Raw genomic sequence first — 17462 nt, 5'->3', positions numbered from 1 at the left:
CGTGATGATGGTCGATCTCGCGTTCGCCTATGCCGCTGCTGGCGACCGCGACGCGGCGTTGGAGCACGCGCGGCAGGCCAAGCGCCTCGCCGCGCAGATCAAGTCCGACCGCCAGCTACGCCGGCTCGGTCGGCTCATCCTGCCCGCTGGCGTCGCCGGAGCCGCGTGAGGCTAGGTAGTACAGCAACGGCACCAGCGCGCCGGAGCCAAGCAACTCCTGCCGCTTGGCCAACTCCAGGACGCGGCTCAACGGCACCCACTCCAACCGGCCAACCTCCTCGGTGTCGGTCGGCTCGCCAACCTTCTCCGCCTTGCGCCACAGGTACACGTCGGTGCCCGCCGTGACCTGCCCAGGCAGTGGCTCGAAGCTGATCAGGTGCTCGGGCTCGCCAACCGGCCGCCAGCCGGTCTCCTCCTCGACCTCGCGCCTCGCCGTGTCAGCCGGTTGCTCGCCCTCCTCGACCAGACCGCCCAGCAACTCATAGCCCCACTGGTCAGTCGGGAACCGATATCGCCACAGCATCAGCACCCGGTCACGCTCATCCACGATCAAGCCGATAGCGATCCGGGCTAAGTGGACGACGTGATACTCCCACCGTTCACCGTTGGGAGCCTCCACATCGGCGAGCCCTAGTTTCACCCATCGGTTGTCATAGACCAGCCGCTCACCGTACGTCTTCCACGACCCATGCTCCTCAGTCACGTTCGGCAGCCTACGGAAGCAGCACGTTGCAGCCCAAGTTAGGTCGTTGCCGTTGCTACACCTTTAAGCCGAGTGCAAGAATTGGTCGTCAGCAACTTAGACCTGTTCATCGAGTAGCTTTAGAACAGACGATATGAGCATTATAGCGACTACAGCATTAATTCGAGAATATTGACGCTTTGAAACAGCGTGGGCGCTTGCATGTCGAGTAAACGAATAAGGAACGCGATCACCCTTATCAAGCCAATACTCTGCATAACCGCGCCAAACTGGCGCCATCGTCAGACCAAGCCGAGCCGAAAAACTATCGATATCGAGCCTATTGCCATTCTTGTGGTTCGTCACCTGTTTACGAAGACTCGCATTGAGATGCTTGCGCAGAACACTGTCGAGAAGATTGGCGGATAGCGCCTGCGAGGCAGCTGCATAGCCCCCTTGCAGCGATGCAACAGCCTGTCTCCCTAGAATTACATCACTAGCGAACCGATCATGAACGATCTCGGTTAGAACCTGCTCGCAGTCAGTCGCGACATCCTTCCAACGTCGACCGAGAATACTGCGCCGAGCACGAGCGTCCCTTGCAGCAACAAGCGCTTGCAGGATGCTTGCTCGCGGAACCCACATCAACGGAATTCCTTCATCCATTACGATAGGTAAAACGACAGATAGTCGCACGCCTTGAACACCCACCCAATTGACGGGAAAGATTCGCGTCGATACGTCGGGAAGTTTCGAAACAACTGGCACGATGAATCGCTGTATCAACTGCTGCCGGAAGCCGTCCAAGGGCTGGTGTAGCGAAGCTGCGGTTCTGCCGGTATCAACGAGCGACCTGTAATAATGCCCAATAAATCCGCTGAAACCGGAGTTAATCGTCGGTGACGCTTGCATCGAGAGCCTGACGATGGCTTCTGATAGCCCCGCAGGAACGGACGATAGCCCACTATCGGCCTCAGCGGCCTCTCCTCTCGGCGGATCGGCATCCTCAGAGCTTGTGGACGATGGCTCATGCACATCCCAATAGTGCCTCACCAGCATCAGCCGTCAAGCCGTTGCCGTATCGATCCTTCTACGTCGCTCGCCTTCGCGTTTGTAGGCTGACGACGTCGCTCTGTGCACGGCGGGTGTCCGGACTAGCGACGACTGCTCGTCGACCTCGACTGACGGTGACCAAGCCGTCCGATTTCAGTACCTTTACAGCGCGTTGCGCGGTGTTAAATGCCACGCCGTAACGGCTGGCCAGTTCCGCGAAAGGTGGGAGCGTGTCGCCTGGCTTGAGCGCGCCGCACACGATCGCGCCTCGAAGATCGGCGGCTATGCGCTTGTATTGTGTGTCCTCGGCAGCCTGGACCGTTGACTTGAGCGCGCCTGCGGGGTCGAGCGCCACGGGTAGTTCCGGCAGGCGCGTAGAGAGCGTCCCGGCCGCGCGTTGGTCGGCCTCGGATACCCAGGCGCTGTAGAAGCGCAACGTCGTCGAGCCTCCGCCGCCGTGGCCCAGCCGACCGCCGACCGTCGTGACATCCACGCCAGCGGAGATGAGTTCGGTGGCCGAGTAGTGGCGAAGCTGGTGGATGTTCATGTCCCATTCGAGAGGCTTGCGGGCGCACATGCGCGCGTAGCGCTGGCTCACAGAGTCCGGCTTGAGCCATCTGCTTCCGTCCGGGGAGTTCGAGAAGATCCGGGCGTCGCCCGGCATCTCTTCGCCAAGGCCGGCACGTTGGGCGCAACGGCGTTGGTAGGCCGCGAGCAGGCCCACAGTCGCGTCATCGATCGTGATGCGGCGCTGTTGGTGGGTCTTGGTGTCCTTCTCCCACGTCCGGCCGCCTCGCTGCGCAATGCTGGACCGGATCTCCAGCACGCCGGCACCTGGCTTGAGGGTGACGCGATCCCAGGCCAGCGCGCACAGCTCACCTCGGCGTGCGCCGGTCACCATGGCCAGCCACACGAGCATGCCCCAATCCAGGTCCTTCCAGGCTTGTGTGGCGATTTTCGCGGCCTGGTCGGCAGTCGGGGGCTTCGGATGCGGCCGGGCGGCTGGGAGCGGATCTGCCTGGCCGAACGGGTTCACGCCTAGCCAGCCCCAGCGGACGGCCCGCTTGCCGGCACCCGAGAGAACAGCGTGGATCTTCCGCAGCGAGCCGTCAGCGAGGCCCTTGCACTTGTGAGGCCCGCACTTCTCGTCGCACTTGTGGGGCCGGTCAGTGCGGTGCTCGATGTACTTGCGGCCCTGGCAGCGCGCTCGACATTTGCGGAGCACGTTGTAGAACGAATCGAGCGTCTCGCCGTTAATCTTGGCCAGGGAGACATCGCCGAGTAGGGGCCGGATATGCAGCCGGGCTAGCGACTCGTAGTTCTCCTTGGTGGTCTGCTCAACGCGCGTGAGGGCGAAATACCTGTCGAGGAGCTGGTTGACCGTCGCGCGGGTGCGGGCGTTGCGCTGCTCGTCGCGCTGGGAGAGGAGGCGGGTCAGCGCTCTCTCGGCATCGTCCTCGGCGTTTGGGCCGGCCGGAACGATCTCCTCGAGGCGGTGCCGCTTGCCGGTCACCGGGTCTGTCCCCGCGTAGATCCTCACCCTGAGTGAGCCGCTGGGGAGACGTTCGATCTCCCCGCGGCCCTTGCGCTTGGACCTAGAAGTGCTGGTCATGGGACCAGCGTAAAACACCGATAGCCCCAGATCCTGCCCCACGAATGGGGTGGATCGGGGGCTATCAGGCTCCTGACCTGGAGCCGCCTAAGGGAATCGAACCCTTGACCTGCTCATTACGAGTGAGCCGCTCTGGCCGACTGAGCTAAGGCGGCGAAGCGGGTTCAGTGTAGCGGGCGGTTGGGCGTCACCTGCGGGGTGGCGGGCTCGTTAGGAGAGCGGACACAGGTCGGGGACCGGTGACTCGGGTATCAAGGAGGCCCCTGCCGATGCGCGGACGCTCTCTCGTCGCCACGGCGTTGCCGCTCGCGGCTGTCGTGCTGGCGTTCTCGGCCGCGCCGGCGCTCGCGGCGCCGGTCACGACGCCGGTGCCGACGCCGACCGATCCGAAGTCGCCTCCTATGTCGGCGCCTGTCGGGCCCACGCCGACGGGGCACGCGGTCGGTGACTCGGGCACCGGGCTCGGCATCATCCGGGTGCTGCCGAACTCCGCCCCCACGAACGCGATCGTGTCTGGTGCGTCGGACAAGCTGCCCAAGCAGTCGGCCGCGGAACTGGGCTTCGGGCTGGCCAGCGCGCAGGCGAACTCCGAGGCCTACATCTCCTTCGAGCGGTCCGTCGCGGAGGCGGCGCCGGGCGGCATCGCCGTCCAGGGCGCCAGCCCGCAGGCACCGGGCGCGCTGGCGCAGACCGCGCCGCCGAACAATCCGCAACCCACGCACAGCGGGCTGTCGCTGCCGTCGACGCCGCTGGACTCGCTGATCACCGCCAGCGCGCTGAGCGGCCAGGTGCACGCGCGGTGGGACGACGTGCTCGGCCCGTGCGTCGGCACGATCTCCGACGCGTCCACCGAGGTCGGCAGCCTCTCGCTGGTCAACGCGATCCCGACGCTGCCGAGCGTCACCGACCTCACCGGCGTGTTCGACGCGCCGAAGCTGACCGCGCAGCAGGACCAGGCGGTCGTCAACGGCCTCAAGCAGCTGACCGGTCCGCTGAGCACGCTGGGCGGCGTGCTGTCCGGCGGCGCCAGCCCGAGGGCGGACGGCAAGGGCGCACTGCTGAGCCTGCCGAACACGCTGTCCGCGCGGTCGACGGTGCGGCTCGTGGACATCCCGGGCTCGAAGAACAAGGCCGTGCAGTCGACGTCGACGCTGCGGGTGGCGGCGCTCAAGCTGCTCGCGGGCACGCCGTTCGCGATCGAGATCCGGGTGGTCAGCCAGCCGACGCTGCAGGTGACGTCCACGGGTGACGCGAGGACGTCGACCGTGAAGTACACCGCGCCGGTGCTGGAGATCTGGCAGGGCGGCCGCCGGCTGGGCGGGCTCGACGCGGCGCACCCGTCGCTCGACATCCCGATCGGCATCCCGCTGCCGGGCGTGCCGGGCGCGGAGAAGCTGCCGATCATCGGTGACCTGCTGGCCAACGGGCAGAAGGTGGCCGACGCGGTCAGCAAGGGCCTGCAGAAGCTCGACCTCGGCGTGCTGCGGCTGGGTGTCGCGCAGCTGGACGAGCGCAGCATGCCGATGACCGACCCGTTCAAGGGCTTCCAGCTGGGCGCGACCGCGCGGATGCTGGACCTGCAGGTGCTGCCGACGACCGCGCTGGGCCTGCCGAACCTGCCGTCGGCGCTGGTGCAGGTGTCGCTGGGTGAGCAGGTGGCCCGCGCGTACGCGCCGACGGGTGGGGTGGTGTGCCTGCCGTCGGACCAGCCGGTGCCGCCGCCGACGCCGCGGCCGCAGGGCATGAAGCCACCTGGCCTCGCGTACACGACGATGGCCTACCAGACGATCCCGATGTTCTGGACCGGCACGGCGATGCTGCTGGTGGGCGTGGTTCTGGTGGCGGCCGTGCCGACGCTGCGGAACCCACGCGGCTTCGCGCCGTTGGGCGGCTTCCCGCCGCCCGACCCACCGGCCGACCCGCCCACCGACGCCGAGCCGGAGACAGCTGAGGCTCCCGAAGCAGGGCTCGCGACCGGCGAGGCGGCGGCCACAGAGAAGGTAGCGGCGCCAGAGGCCGAAGCTGACGCACCGGTAGCGGCGCCTGAGACCGAGACGCCCGACGCCGAGGCAGGTGCGGCACCAGAGGCGACGACTCCCGCGGCCGACGCGGCGGAGACCGAGGCCCCCGAAGCTGCGGCAGAAACCGAAACTGCCGAGACCGAAGGTCCGGTGGCTGTGGTGTCACCGGTGGCACGGGTGACGCCGAGCGAGGCGGCTCGGCGGCGCAGGCGGCTGCGCAAGGCCCGGTCCCGGAACCCCCGGCGACGCCGGTGACCGAAGGCGGCGCCGCGGTCAGCCGTGGCGCCGCAGGGTGACGCGAGAGGGAGACGGCTCAGACCCGGGCCCAGACTCGAGAATTCCCCACGACGCCAGACACCACAGCAACCCCACCGTCAGCCGTGGCGCCATTCGTGAGCAGGACGACGCGGCTCGTCGCCGCGGGCGGGGCCGGTCGCGGCGTTAGAGGTGGCCGCAGGCGCGGTCAGCCGTGGTGGAGGGCGGTCAGCATGGCCTCGATCGCGATGCGGGGCTTCACGTTCAGCTCCAGCGCCTCTCGACACGCGAGCACCGCCTCCAGGCGGCGCAGCGTCGACTCGGGGGACCACGACCCAGCCGCCTGGCGGGCGTCGGGCTCGCGGTCGGGGTGGTTCAGGGTCGCGGTGGCGGTGCTGGTCACCACGAGCACATCACGGTAGAAGCCGGCCAGGTCGACCAGCGCGAGGTCGATCGCGTCGCGCTGGGTTCGGGTGGCTCGGCTCTTCTGGCGGCGCTCGAGCTCCTTGATCGCCGCGGCGCTGCCTCGGGTCGCGGAGGCCGTGCCCTTGCCGGTGCCGCCGTGGCCCATCGCGGTCTTCAGCGCGTCCTTCTCGGCCTCGTCGCGGGTGCCGCTCACCTCGGTGGCGTCGGCCTCGGCGGAGCGCACCAGGTCGTCGGCGCAGGTGAACACATCCGACAGGCGGTGCAAGCTCAGCGGGATCCGCAGGACCGACTCGCGACGGTTGCGTGCCGCCTCGTCCGTGGCCAGCCGCCGGGCCCGGCCCACGTGGCCGCCGCACACCGACGCGGCCCACTGGGCGATGTCGGCCGAGATGCCGTCCCGGGTGCTGAGGACCTCGGCGATCGCCGACGCCGCCGGGGTGCGCAGGCCGAGATGGCGGCACCTGGACCGGATGGTCACGGGGACGTCGTCGGGGTGGTCGGACGGGGCGCACAGCAGGAACACCGTCCGCTCGGGCGGCTCCTCCACCGACTTCAGCAACGCGTTCGCCGCGCCCTCGGTGAGCCGGTCGGCGTCGGTGATGATCACGACCTGCCAGCGGGCGCCGGTGGGCCGGCGCGCGGAGATCTGGACCAGCGCGCGCATCTCGGCCACGGAGATCGACAGGCCCTCCGGCACGACCACGCGCACATCCGCGTGCGTGCCGGCCATCGACGTGCGGCAGCCGGGGCACTCGCCACAGCCGACGCCCTTCTCGCACTGCAACGCCGCCGCGAACGCCCGCGCCGCCACCGAGCGGCCCGAGCCGGGCGGGCCGGTGAACAGCCACGCGTGCGGCACCGCCGAGGCCGAGCCGGAGAAGGTGCCGTCGACCATCGACGCGGCAACCGCCGCCGACGCGGTGAGCACCGCGACGGCCTCGGGCTGCCCGACGACCTGGGACCAGACTGTGCCCATCACCCGCTCCGTCACGCCGACACTCACGTGCTCTCGACCTTCTGCGCCGAGTTCGCCGAGGTGACCACCGGCACCGGGGCCAGGCTGTCGCTCGGCACAAGGCTCGCCAGCCGCCGGCCGGCCAGCGCGGTCTGCACCGCGACCCGCACCCGCACGGCCACCTGCTGGGGCGTGCCGTCCGCGTCGACCACGACGTAGCGGTCGGGGTCGGCCGACGCCATCTCCGTGAGGACCCGCTGCACGTGCCAATGATGCTCGGTGGACCGGCTGCGCGTCTCCTGCAGGGTGCTCGGGTTGCGGTCCAGCAGGATCGTCACGTCCGGCCGCAGCCGCGCGGTGGCCCAGTCGGCCAGGCCCTCGAGCTCGGCCGGGTCCAGGCCCGCCGCCACCGACAGGTGCGCCAGCGGGCTGTCGACGAACCGCTCCATCACGACCAGGGCGCCGCGCTCGAGCGCCGGCCGGATCTGCCGCTCCACGATGTCGGCCCGCACCGCGGCGGCCACGAGCGCCTGGGCCCGCGCGCCCGCCAGCTGGGCGCCGGACAGCACCGCCTGCAGCCGCTCGTCGTCCAGCGCGGGGTCGTTGGCCAGCAGCACCTCCTTGGTGCCCGGCCTGCGCAGCCAGTCCGCGAGGAGGTTCGCCTGCATCGCGGTGTCGTCGACGGTGTCGCCCTCCATCGCGATCAGCAGGCCCGTCGACCGCCGCGGCTTGCGGCGGATGGCGGCCAGCAGGTCGGCGAGGATCGGCTCGCTGCGCCGGTCGTCCATCTGCCGGTAGGCGATGACGCCGACGAGCGCGGCCAGCAGCCCGGCCGCCAGCAGGACCGGGCGGGTGCCGTCGATGGTCATCGGCCGGCCCCACACGATGACGTTGCGCGGCTGCACCAGGCCGACCAGCAGCGGCGTGAGCGCCATCGCGGCAGCGAGGATGATCTTCATCAGCGACTGGTAGATCGCGTTGATCCGGCCGCGGATGGCGTCCTCGATCTGCGTGCCGATGATCGTGACACCGGTGAGGAACGCCGCGCCCGCGCAGGCGCCGACCATCATCACGGTGATCAGCGAGACGGCCAGGTGCGGCGACAGCGCGACCAGGCACAGCACGGCGCCGGCGAGCACGATCGCGATGCCAAACAGCCGGTTGTGCGGCAGCCGCCGGGCGAGCTTGGGCGCGCCGGCCATGCCGGCCGCGAGGCCGATGAACATCGCGACGAACAGCAGGCCGAACGTGGACTCGCCACCGCGGAGGCTGTTGGCGTAGAGCTTGGCCGAGCCGATCAGCGCGCCCGCGGCGGCGAACGCGCCGATCATGCCGACGAGGAGCCCGCGCACGAGCGGGGTGCTGCGGACGAACTGGGCGGCGTCGCGGGCCATCGCGACGAAGCCGAGCTTGTCCTCCTTGCCCACGCCGCGGACCGCGGGCGCCGTGTCACGGCGGGACAGCTCGGGGATCCGGGTGGCCACGATGATGGCGCTGGCCAGGTAGAGCAGGCCGTTGATCATCAGGATGATCTTGGCGATGCCGAGCCCGCCGGGGTCGGGCTGCACGTTGAGGTTGGTGGTGATGCCGGTGATGGCCGCGTACAGGCCGGCGCCGCTGATGACCGCGATGCCGTAGGTCATGACCATGCCGAGCTGGCTCGCGGTCTCGACCTGGTCCGGGCGGCGCAGCAGGTTGGGCACGGCCGCGTCCTTGGACGGGATCCACATCATCGCGCAGCAGCCGATGAGGAAGTTACCGATGAACAGCCACACCGTGGAGCCGACGACGGCGATGGAGATGAACAACGCGCAGCGCAGCACGTCGCAGATCACCATGATCTTGCGGCGGTCGAAGCGGTCCGCGAGCACCCCGCCGAGCGGCGCGAACAGCAGGCCGGGCAGCAGCTGGGTGAGGACGACGCCGGCAAAGGCGAAGCTCTGCGCCTGGTAGCCCTCGGTGAGCTTGGTGACGAGACCGGTCAACGCGAGCAGCGACAGCCAGTCGCCGATGCTGCACAGGTAAGTGACGCCCCACAACCGGCGGAAACCGCGGATGGCCAGCACGCTGCGCACGCGGTGGGTGATGGACGCGTTCGACTCGGTCGGCACCCCGGCGCCGCCGCGTCGATCTGTACTAGCGCCCCCGCTGATACCCGCCACCCCATCTCCACGCAGCCCGCGAAACCAGCGTAGCCGGGTCACGAGCACGTCCGGATGATCGAACGGTAGTAGGTGACCGGGCGCACCGTACGCCCGGGTACGCGCCGGTCAGCCGAATATCGAGGAGATCGTGTCGATGAAGCTCGCGACGAACACGATCGCGATCACGGCGATCACCAGGAGCAACAACATGATGAGCGCGACACCCGCGGCGGAGGACCTGTCCCTCGGTCCCGGCACCGGCTTGAGCCGCCGGCGCGCGAGCCCGCGCGGCACCCGGATGCGGCGGGTCCGCTCCGCCAGGCCCGCGGCCGGCAGCACCCGGGCCGGCATGATGGCGCGCGGCGGGCCGGACCGCTGCGCCGGGATGCCCGCCGGCGGCGTGACGCGGGTGACCTGCACCTGCGTGGGCACCCGGGTGACCGGCACCTTCGCCACGGGAATGCCCACCGGCGGGGTGGGTGCCGGCTCGGCGGCCGGCGGCGGGGCCTGCGCGGGGATCTCGCCGGCGGGCGGGCCGGGCCGCTCGGTCTCCCGGTCCGCCGACGAGTCCGGCCACGGCACCATCGCGTCGAGGTTGAGCTCGGAGTCGTCGTCGAGCATGCCGGCCATGGCCTCGCGTACCGCGGAGATGTCCGGCTTCGGCGGCTCGACCACCCGCACCCGCAGCGGCTCCGCCTCGTAGCGGTCGCCGGTCACGAGGCCGGCGAGCGGGTCGGCCAGAACCGGAGGCGGACCGGGGTCCTGGGTGCCGTCGTTCGTCATGCGCAAACTCCCTGAGCTACCTGGACGTCACTCCGTGTACCAGGTTAGGCCTCTGCGGCCCGCCGAGCGAGATAGACCTGGCGAACCGCGAGGCTGACTCGAACGTCGGCGATCAGTGGATCGAAGAACGCCTTGCGGTAGTGCGGGTCGGTGGCGGCCGACGCGGTGAAGTACAGCCCGGAGAACACGGCGAGGAAAATCGAGACCTGGACCAGGGCCTTCGGGACCGGCAGCTGCAGGCCGAAAAGCGTTCCCCGGTCGAAGAACTTGTCCGGCCCGAGCCACGTGGCCACGACCGACTTGTCCACCGCCAGCGCGCCAAGCCCGACGAACAGGCAGAACACGAGCGCGGCCAGCACGGCGATCTGCAGTGCCTGGGCCACGAACAGCACCAGCGTGACGTTGGCCCGCTCGGCCCGCGACAGCGGCTGCGGCAGGGCCGGCTCGTCGCCTGTCTCAGCTCTGCCGGCCAGGCCCTCCAGCGGCGTGCCGCGCAGCTGCTCGGCGAGGTCGGGCACCCGGCCGGTGCTGGCCCGGTCGGCCATCGTGCGCAGCTCCTCGCCGAGCATCGCGGCCATGAACAGCACCGCGAGCGCGGCGAGGAGGCCGACGACGAGCCACAGCCGCCAGCGCGGGAGGGCCTCGGCGATCTGCCACATCTCGGTGGAGAAGAACGCGAACAGCACGACGAGCACCAGCAGCGGCAGCGCCCGGGTGGCCATCGTGCCGACGGCGCCGAGCTGGTACAGCGCGTTGCGCAGGCCCCAGCTGAGGATCGACCCGGCGCCGACGTAGACGGCGAAGAGGATGAGCAGCGTGCCGCTGATGTTGATCGTGAGGTCGAGCCACAGCGGCGACCGCAGGCCCGTCGCCCACTCGACCACCGGCAGCACCACCGTCGTCAGCACGAGCACCGTGCCGGCCAGCAGGAACCGGGCGTTGCGGCTCATCGTCCGCATCCACCGCCCCACGAGCCAGCCGGCCACGAACGGCGCGACCAGCGCGGCGATGGTGATCGCGAACAGGAGGAACACGTAGGCGGGGTTGCTCACCTGCCGCTCGAACTCCTTCGGCGGCACGCTGAGCAGCCTGGTGAGCAGCGAGGCCAGCGGGTCGTTGACCAGCAGGAAGATCAGCGCGGGAGTGGCCCGCTGCAGGAGCGCGGAGCCACGCAGGTCGCGCCGCACCACCAGCGGCAGGCCGCGGCGCCGGAACCACGCCTCGACCGCGCGCCGGTCGATCTCGGGCGTCCGGTGGGGCGGCTCGGTCCGCTCCGCGCGAACGGCCGCCGCGTACCGCGCGACGTGGTCCTCCCCCTGCATGGGGAGGACCGTAGCGCGCTCAGGACTTGGTCTTGGCCGTGGACCTCTTCGCGGGTGCCTTGCCGCCCGCCTTGGCCGGGGCCTTGCGGCGGGTGGTGGTCGTGCGCTTGGGCGCCGGGCCCTTCGCGCGCTTCTCCGCCAGCAGCTCGGCCGCCCGCTCGTCGGTGAGCGTCTCGACGCTGTCGGACTTGCGCAGCGACGCGTTGAACTCGCCGTCGGTGACATACGGGCCGAACCGGCCGTCCTTGACCACCATCGGCTTGCCCGACACCGGGTCGTTGCCGAGCTCCTTGAGCGACGGCGCGGACGCGGCGGCCTGCCGGCCCCGGCGCTTGGGCTCGGCGTAGAGCTTGAGCGCGTCGTCGAGGGTGACCGTGAAGAGGTCCTCCTCGTTGGCCAGCGACCGGGAGTCGGTGCCCTTCTTCAGGTACGGGCCGTAGCGGCCGTTCTGCGCGGTGATCTCCTCGCCGCTGGTGGGGTCGTTGCCGACCACCCGGGGCAGCGAGAGCAGCTTGAGCGCGTCGTCGAGCGAGACGTCCTCGATGGACATCGACTTGAACAGCGAGCCGCTGCGCGGCTTGGGCTTCTTGGCCTTGCTCGTGCCCTCGTCGTCGGACTCCGGCAGGACCTCGGTGACGTAGGGCCCGAAGCGGCCCTCCTTGGCCACGATCTCGTGGCCGGTGACCGGGTCGGTGCCGAGCGTGCGGCCCTCGACCGGGGTGGCGAACAGCTTCTCGGCGAGCTCGACGGTGAGCTCGTCCGGCGGCAGGTCCTCGGGCAGGTTGGCGCGCTGCGGCTCGCCGTTCTCGCCGTCGCGCTCGAGGTAGGGGCCGTACCGGCCGACCCGGACCACGACGGGGCGCCCGGTGCCGTCGTTGAACAGCGGGATCGAGTTGATCTCGCGCGCGTCGATGGTGTCGACCCCGGACCCGACGAGCTTCTTGAGCCCGCCGGAGCGGCCCACCGAGCCCACGGCGCCGATGTCGCCGCCGAAGTAGAACCCAGTGAGCCACTGGGTGCGCTGCTGCTCGCCGGCCGCGATGCGGTCCAGCTCGTCCTCCATGGCGGCGGTGAAGTCGTAGTCCACGAGCCGGCCGAAGTGCCGCTCGAGCAGACCCACCACGGAGAACGCGATCCAGGACGGCACGAGCGCGGAGCCCTTTTTCCACACGTAGCCGCGGTCCTGGATGGTGTTGATGATCGACGCGTAGGTGGACGGGCGGCCGATGCCCAGCTCCTCCAGCGTCTTCACCAGGCTCGCCTCGGTGTAGCGCGGCCGTGGGCTGGTGGTGTGGCCGTCGGGGTCGAGCTCGGTGGCGGTGACGCCCTGGCCCTTGGTGAGCTGCGGCAGCCGGCGCTCGGCGTCGTCGGCCTCGCCGCCCTCCTCGGAGTCGACGGCCTCGACGTAGGCGCGCAGGAAGCCGGCGAAGGTGATGGTGCGGCCCGACGCGGCGAACGTGCACTCCTCGCCGCTGGCCGCGGTGCCGGTGATCCGCACGCTCATCGTGGTGCCGCGGGCGTCGGCCATCTGCGAGGCGACCGTGCGCTGCCAGATGAGCTCGTAGAGGCGGAACTCGTCGGACTCGAGCTCGCCGGCGACCTGGCCGGGGGTGCGGAACTCCTCGCCGGCCGGGCGGATGGCCTCGTGCGCCTCCTGGGCGTTCTTGACCTTGCGGGTGTACTGGCGCGGCTGCGGGGAGACGTAGGCGTCGCCGTACAGCTCACGGGCCTGCGTCCGGGCCGCCGCGATCGCCGTCTCGGACAGCGTCGTGGAGTCGGTACGCATGTAGGTGATGTAGCCGTTCTCGTACAGCCGCTGGGCGATGCGCATCGCCCGCTCGGCCGAGAAGCGGAGCTTGCGGCCGGCCTCCTGCTGGAGCGTGGAGGTCATGAACGGCGCGTACGGCCGGCGGGTGTAGGGCTTCTCCTCGACGCTGGAGACCGTCAGCGCGGCGCCGGTGAGCGCCCCTGCCAGGCGCCGGGCCTCGGCCTCGTCGAGGCGCAGGACGGTGGACTCGGACTTGAGCCGGCCGTCCTGGTTGAAGTCGCGGCCGGTGGCCAGGCGGGTGCCGTCGACCGACAGGAGACGCGCGCCGAAGTTGCGTGGCTCGGCCTCGGCGCCTGCGTCGAGCTTGGCGGAGATGTCCCAGTACGAGGCCGGGACGAACTTCATCCGCTCGCGCTCGCGGTCGACGACGATGCGGGTGGCCACGGACTGCACGCGGCCCGCGGACAGGCCCCGGGTGATCTTCTTCCACAGGACCGGGCTGACCTCGTAGCCGTAGAGGCGGTCGAGGATGCGCCGGGTCTCCTGGGCGTCGACGAGGTCCTGGTCCAGCGGGCGGGTGTTCTGCGCTGCGGCGCGGATCGCCGACTCGGTGATCTCGTGGAACACCATCCGGCTCACCGGCACCTTGGGCTTGAGCGCCTCGAGCAGGTGCCACGCGATGGCCTCGCCCTCGCGGTCACCGTCCGTCGCGAGGTAGAGCTCGTCGACGGTCTTGAGCGCTTCCTTGAGCTCGGTGACCGTGGACTTCTTGTCGGGCGTGACGATGTAGATCGGCTCGAAGTCGTTGTCGACGTTGACGCCGAGGTTGGACCAGGACTCGCCCTTGTACTTGGCGGGCACCTCGGCCGCCTTGCGGGGGAGGTCCCGGATGTGCCCACGGGAGGACTCCACGACGAAGTTCCGGCCGAGGTACGAGGCGATCTTGCGCGCCTTGGCCGGTGACTCGACAATCACCAGCCGCCGCGGCTCCGACCCGTTCGTCCCGCCGCTTCTCGTCGACTTGGTAGTCCCTGCCACGCTTGTCCCGCTCTCTTGTCAAGCTCACTCTCAGCTCGACAGTGTGCACGTTGCTCACCGTGATACCTACCCCCAGGTGCTTGGCAGCACACTTTGCGGCGGCGGTATGCCCCTATTACCTGGGTAGCACGCTCACGCCGGCTGCCGCACACCGGATACCGCCGGCCAGTGCGATTCGGCGGCCACAGATGGTGGCCGGCCGACCAGTTCGGCGAGCCGCGCGAGCCGCCGTCGGCCGGATATTCGCAGGCCAAGCCCCCCGTCCTCAGGAGCGTAGACGACCGAGGGCAGCCCGCAGCGGGCGACCGCGGAATTCAGTGGCTCGTGCGTGTCGACAGCCCGCGGGTCGAGCCGGAGAAAGTAACTTCCGTCGATCCAGAAACCGGCGGCGAGTACCCAGAGTCGCAACGCGGCGCCGGCGAGGACGAGCCCTGCCGGGCACGCCTTGGCCTCCGCGCTCGTCCACACGGCCGCGAGACCGCTGAGGTCACGGCGGAACGCGGTGCGCACCAGGAGGCCGTCCTCGCAGGCGTAGAGGGTGGCGTCGACGCCACGCTCGGCGAGTGCCTTCTTGAGCTCCCGGCCGCGCCAGGTCTCGGGGACGGGCACGGAGAGCCGCGCGGTGACCCCGCCGAAGCTCACGAGCTGGGAAGGGCCGCACAGCAGCCCGACGAGGTCGCCCCGGGCCGGCGGGTTCGCCTCGGCGGAGTAGAACGACAACTGCGCCACCTGGCAAAGGATAGAACACCAGTTCGATCCTTGGGAACCGGTGGATCATGACGGAATCGGACGGGCCCACCACGCGCGGTGGCGTGGCGGGCCCGTCCGGGATTTCGCCTCGATCAGGAGACGCCGTTGGTGACCGGCTTCTCCGGGGCGGTCGCGTCCGCCGGGCCCGCCGTGTCGGACGGGTCGTCGGCGATCGCGGTGCCGCGCCGCTTGGACACGAACACGGCGGCCACGATGAGCACCAGCGCCACGACGGCGATGGTGATCCGCAGGCCGGTGTTGGCGTCGGCGCCGATCGAGAAGGTCACGACGGCGGGCGCGATCAGCAGCGAGACCAGGTTCATCACCTTGATCAGCGGGTTGATCGCCGGGCCGGCGGTGTCCTTGAACGGGTCGCCCACGGTGTCGCCGATGACCGTGGCCGCGTGGGCATCGGAGCCCTTGCCGCCGTGGTTGCCGTCCTCGACCAGCTTCTTGGCGTTGTCCCACGCGCCACCGGAGTTGGCCAGGAAGACCGCCATCAGCGTGCCGGTGGCGATGGCGCCGGCCAGGTAGCCGGCCAGCGGGCCGGTGCCGAGACCGAAGCCGACCGCGATCGGCGCGAGCACCGCGAGCAGGCCCGGGGTGGCGAGCTCCCGCAGTGAGTCGCGGGTGCAGATGTCCACGACGCGGCCGTACTCCGGGCGGACCGTGCCGTCCATGATGCCGGGGTTCTCGTGGAACTGGCGGCGCACCTCGTAGACGACCGCGCCCGCGGCCCGGGACACGGCGTTGACCGCGAGCCCGGAGAACATGAACACGACCGCGGCGCCGATGCCGATGCCGACGAGCACGTTCGGGCTGAACACCTCGAAGGAGAACGAGCTCGGTAGCGCGTTGAGCGACGAGCCGACCTTCGCGACCGCGTCCTGGATGGCTGTCAGGTACGAGCCGAACAGCGCTGTCGCGGCCAGCACCGCCGTCGCGATCGCGATGCCCTTGGTGATCGCCTTGGTGGTGTTGCCGACCGCGTCGAGCTCGGTGAGGATCTGCGCGCCCTCGCCCTCGACGTCGCCGGACATCTCGGCGATGCCCTGCGCGTTGTCCGAGACCGGGCCGAAGGTGTCCATCGCGACGATGACGCCGACGGTGGTGAGCAGACCACAGCCGGCCAGCGCCACCGCGAACAGCGACACGAACAGCGAGCCGGACAGCAGGAACGCGCCGTACACGGAGGCGCCGATGACCAGCGCGGTGTAGACGGCGGACTCGAAGCCGACCGAGATGCCGGACAGGATCACCGTGGCGGCACCGGTGAGCGAGCTCTTGCCGACGTCCTTGACCGGCTTGTAGTCCGTGCCGGTGAAGTAGCCGGTGAGCCACAGGATGACGCCCGCGAGCACGATGCCGATGATCACCGCGACGGCCGCGATGAGGGCCGGGCTGCCGCCCTCGCTGGCGTTCGTGGAGCCGGTGAGCTCGGAGAACGAGGTCGGCAGGAACACGAACGCGGCGACGGTGCACAGCAGCGCCGAGATCAGCGCGGAGATGTAGAACGACCGGTTGATCGCGGTCAGGCCGCTCTCGCCGACCTTGGCACGGGTGATGTAGACGCCGATGACCGCGGTGATGACGCCGAGCGCCGGCACGATGAGCGGGAACAGCAGGCCCTGCGAACCGAACGCCGTGGAGCCGAGGATCAGCGCGGCGACCAGGGTCACGGCGTAGGACTCGAAGAGGTCGGCGGCCATGCCGGCGCAGTCACCCACGTTGTCGCCGACGTTGTCGGCGATGGTGGCGGCGTTGCGCGGGTCGTCCTCGGGGATGCCCTGCTCGACCTTGCCGACCAGGTCCGCGCCGACGTCGGCGGCCTTGGTGAAGATGCCGCCGCCGACCCGCATGAACATCGCGATCAGCGCGGCGCCGAAGCCGAAGCCCTCGAGCACCTTGGGTGCGTCCCCGGCGTAGACCAGGACGACGAGCGCGGCACCGAACAGGCCCAGGCCCACGGTCGACATGCCGACCACGCCACCGGTGCGGAACGCGACCCGCATGGCGACCTCGCGGCCCCCCTGCTCGCGGGCCGCGGCGGCGACGCGGAGGTTGGCCTGGGTGGCCAGCCACATGCCGAGATAGCCGATGGAGAACGAGAACACCGCGCCGACCACGAAGAACAGCGAGCGGCCGATCCGCTCACCCCAGCCGTTGGCGGGTAGGAAGAAGAGCAGGACGAATACGATCACACCGAAGACGAGCAGCGTGTTGCGCTGCCGCTTCAGGTATGCCCCCGCGCCCTCCTGCACTGCCTTGGCGATCTCCTGCATCTTCGAGGTGCCCTGGCCAGCGGCCAGCACCTCCTTGAGCAGCACGTAGCCAACGGCGAGGGCAGCGAGAGCGATCACGGCCACCACGACGACGACGCCGCGGTCACCGCCGGTCAGCGGCGGGCCTTCCGCTAGGTACTGCCAGGACATCGGTCCTCCAGGTACTTCTGCCTGATATGGGCGCGGACACCGGGCGCCGGTACTGGGCCACGGCATCGTCCCTGATCGGGACGGGTGCGCCACCAGGTGTTGATGGGACGTCGGCGGAGTCTATTGGTTGGACTTCCGCGCTCCGCGAGGCATCCCGCCAACTGCGATTTCGGCAACGTCGCAGGCTGCGCGCATGATCGATTAAGAGTATCGATCCAGTC

The 17462-nt window shown here is 69.9% G+C and carries 11 protein-coding genes and 1 tRNA gene; 1 reads left to right on the top strand and 11 read right to left on the bottom strand.

Annotation, left to right across the window (positions count from 1 at the left end):
• Nucleotides 1–115: 115 nt before the first annotated feature.
• The 4 genes from VGD70_RS03740 to VGD70_RS03725 all read right to left on the bottom strand — a co-directional run bounded on the left by VGD70_RS03740 (nucleotide 116) and on the right by VGD70_RS03725 (nucleotide 3502).
• Nucleotides 116–703 carry an NUDIX hydrolase gene (locus tag VGD70_RS03740; protein ID WP_331078114.1) on the bottom strand — a complete coding sequence of 196 codons (588 nt, stop codon included), beginning with the start codon at nucleotides 701–703 and terminating at the stop codon, nucleotides 116–118.
• Nucleotides 704–799: 96 nt separating this feature from the next.
• Entirely contained in the window at nucleotides 800–1594 is a 795-nt protein-coding gene (locus tag VGD70_RS03735; protein WP_331078112.1) for a hypothetical protein, read from the bottom strand.
• A 178-nt stretch (nucleotides 1595–1772) separates the two neighbouring features.
• Entirely contained in the window at nucleotides 1773–3347 is a 1575-nt protein-coding gene (locus VGD70_RS03730; RefSeq protein WP_331078110.1) for a tyrosine-type recombinase/integrase, read from the bottom strand.
• 78 nt (nucleotides 3348–3425) lie between these two features.
• Nucleotides 3426–3502 (bottom strand) — tRNA-Thr (locus tag VGD70_RS03725).
• A 114-nt stretch (nucleotides 3503–3616) separates the two neighbouring features.
• Between VGD70_RS03725 and VGD70_RS03720 the strand changes: the two genes are divergently transcribed.
• Nucleotides 3617–5623 carry a hypothetical protein gene (locus VGD70_RS03720; RefSeq protein WP_331078109.1) on the top strand — a complete coding sequence of 669 codons (2007 nt, stop codon included), beginning with the start codon at nucleotides 3617–3619 and terminating at the stop codon, nucleotides 5621–5623.
• Nucleotides 5624–5831: 208 nt separating this feature from the next.
• Here VGD70_RS03720 and VGD70_RS03715 read toward each other — a convergent pair whose 3' ends face one another.
• From VGD70_RS03715 to VGD70_RS03685, 7 genes are all read right to left on the bottom strand, one after another.
• Nucleotides 5832–7025 (bottom strand): DNA polymerase III subunit delta', encoded by a 1194-nt coding sequence (locus VGD70_RS03715; protein ID WP_331078107.1) that lies wholly within the window; start codon nucleotides 7023–7025, stop codon nucleotides 5832–5834.
• 23 nt (nucleotides 7026–7048) lie between these two features.
• Nucleotides 7049–9166 (bottom strand): bifunctional MFS transporter/dTMP kinase, encoded by a 2118-nt coding sequence (locus tag VGD70_RS03710; RefSeq protein ID WP_414637883.1) that lies wholly within the window; start codon nucleotides 9164–9166, stop codon nucleotides 7049–7051.
• A gap of 108 nt (nucleotides 9167–9274) precedes the next feature.
• The gene (locus tag VGD70_RS03705) at nucleotides 9275–9931 is read right to left on the bottom strand and encodes a hypothetical protein (protein WP_331078103.1); all 657 of its coding nucleotides are present in this window, start codon (nucleotides 9929–9931) and stop codon (nucleotides 9275–9277) included.
• Nucleotides 9932–9975: 44 nt separating this feature from the next.
• Nucleotides 9976–11253 carry a hypothetical protein gene (locus tag VGD70_RS03700; protein ID WP_331078101.1) on the bottom strand — a complete coding sequence of 426 codons (1278 nt, stop codon included), beginning with the start codon at nucleotides 11251–11253 and terminating at the stop codon, nucleotides 9976–9978.
• 19 nt (nucleotides 11254–11272) lie between these two features.
• Nucleotides 11273–13996, bottom strand: a complete 2724-nt coding sequence (gene topA / locus VGD70_RS03695) for a type I DNA topoisomerase (RefSeq protein ID WP_414637882.1) — start codon at nucleotides 13994–13996, stop codon at nucleotides 11273–11275.
• 195 nt (nucleotides 13997–14191) lie between these two features.
• Nucleotides 14192–14788 carry a hypothetical protein gene (locus VGD70_RS03690; protein WP_331078097.1) on the bottom strand — a complete coding sequence of 199 codons (597 nt, stop codon included), beginning with the start codon at nucleotides 14786–14788 and terminating at the stop codon, nucleotides 14192–14194.
• A gap of 113 nt (nucleotides 14789–14901) precedes the next feature.
• Nucleotides 14902–17241: a sodium-translocating pyrophosphatase gene (locus VGD70_RS03685; protein ID WP_331078095.1), complete on the bottom strand. Its 2340-nt coding sequence runs from the start codon at nucleotides 17239–17241 to the stop codon at nucleotides 14902–14904.
• Nucleotides 17242–17462 lie beyond the last annotated feature (221 nt).

The organism is Actinophytocola sp. (assembly GCF_036402745.1).
In the GTDB taxonomy this organism is placed as follows: domain Bacteria; phylum Actinomycetota; class Actinomycetes; order Mycobacteriales; family Pseudonocardiaceae; genus Actinophytocola.
This window is presented reverse-complemented; position numbering and strand designations above follow the sequence as displayed.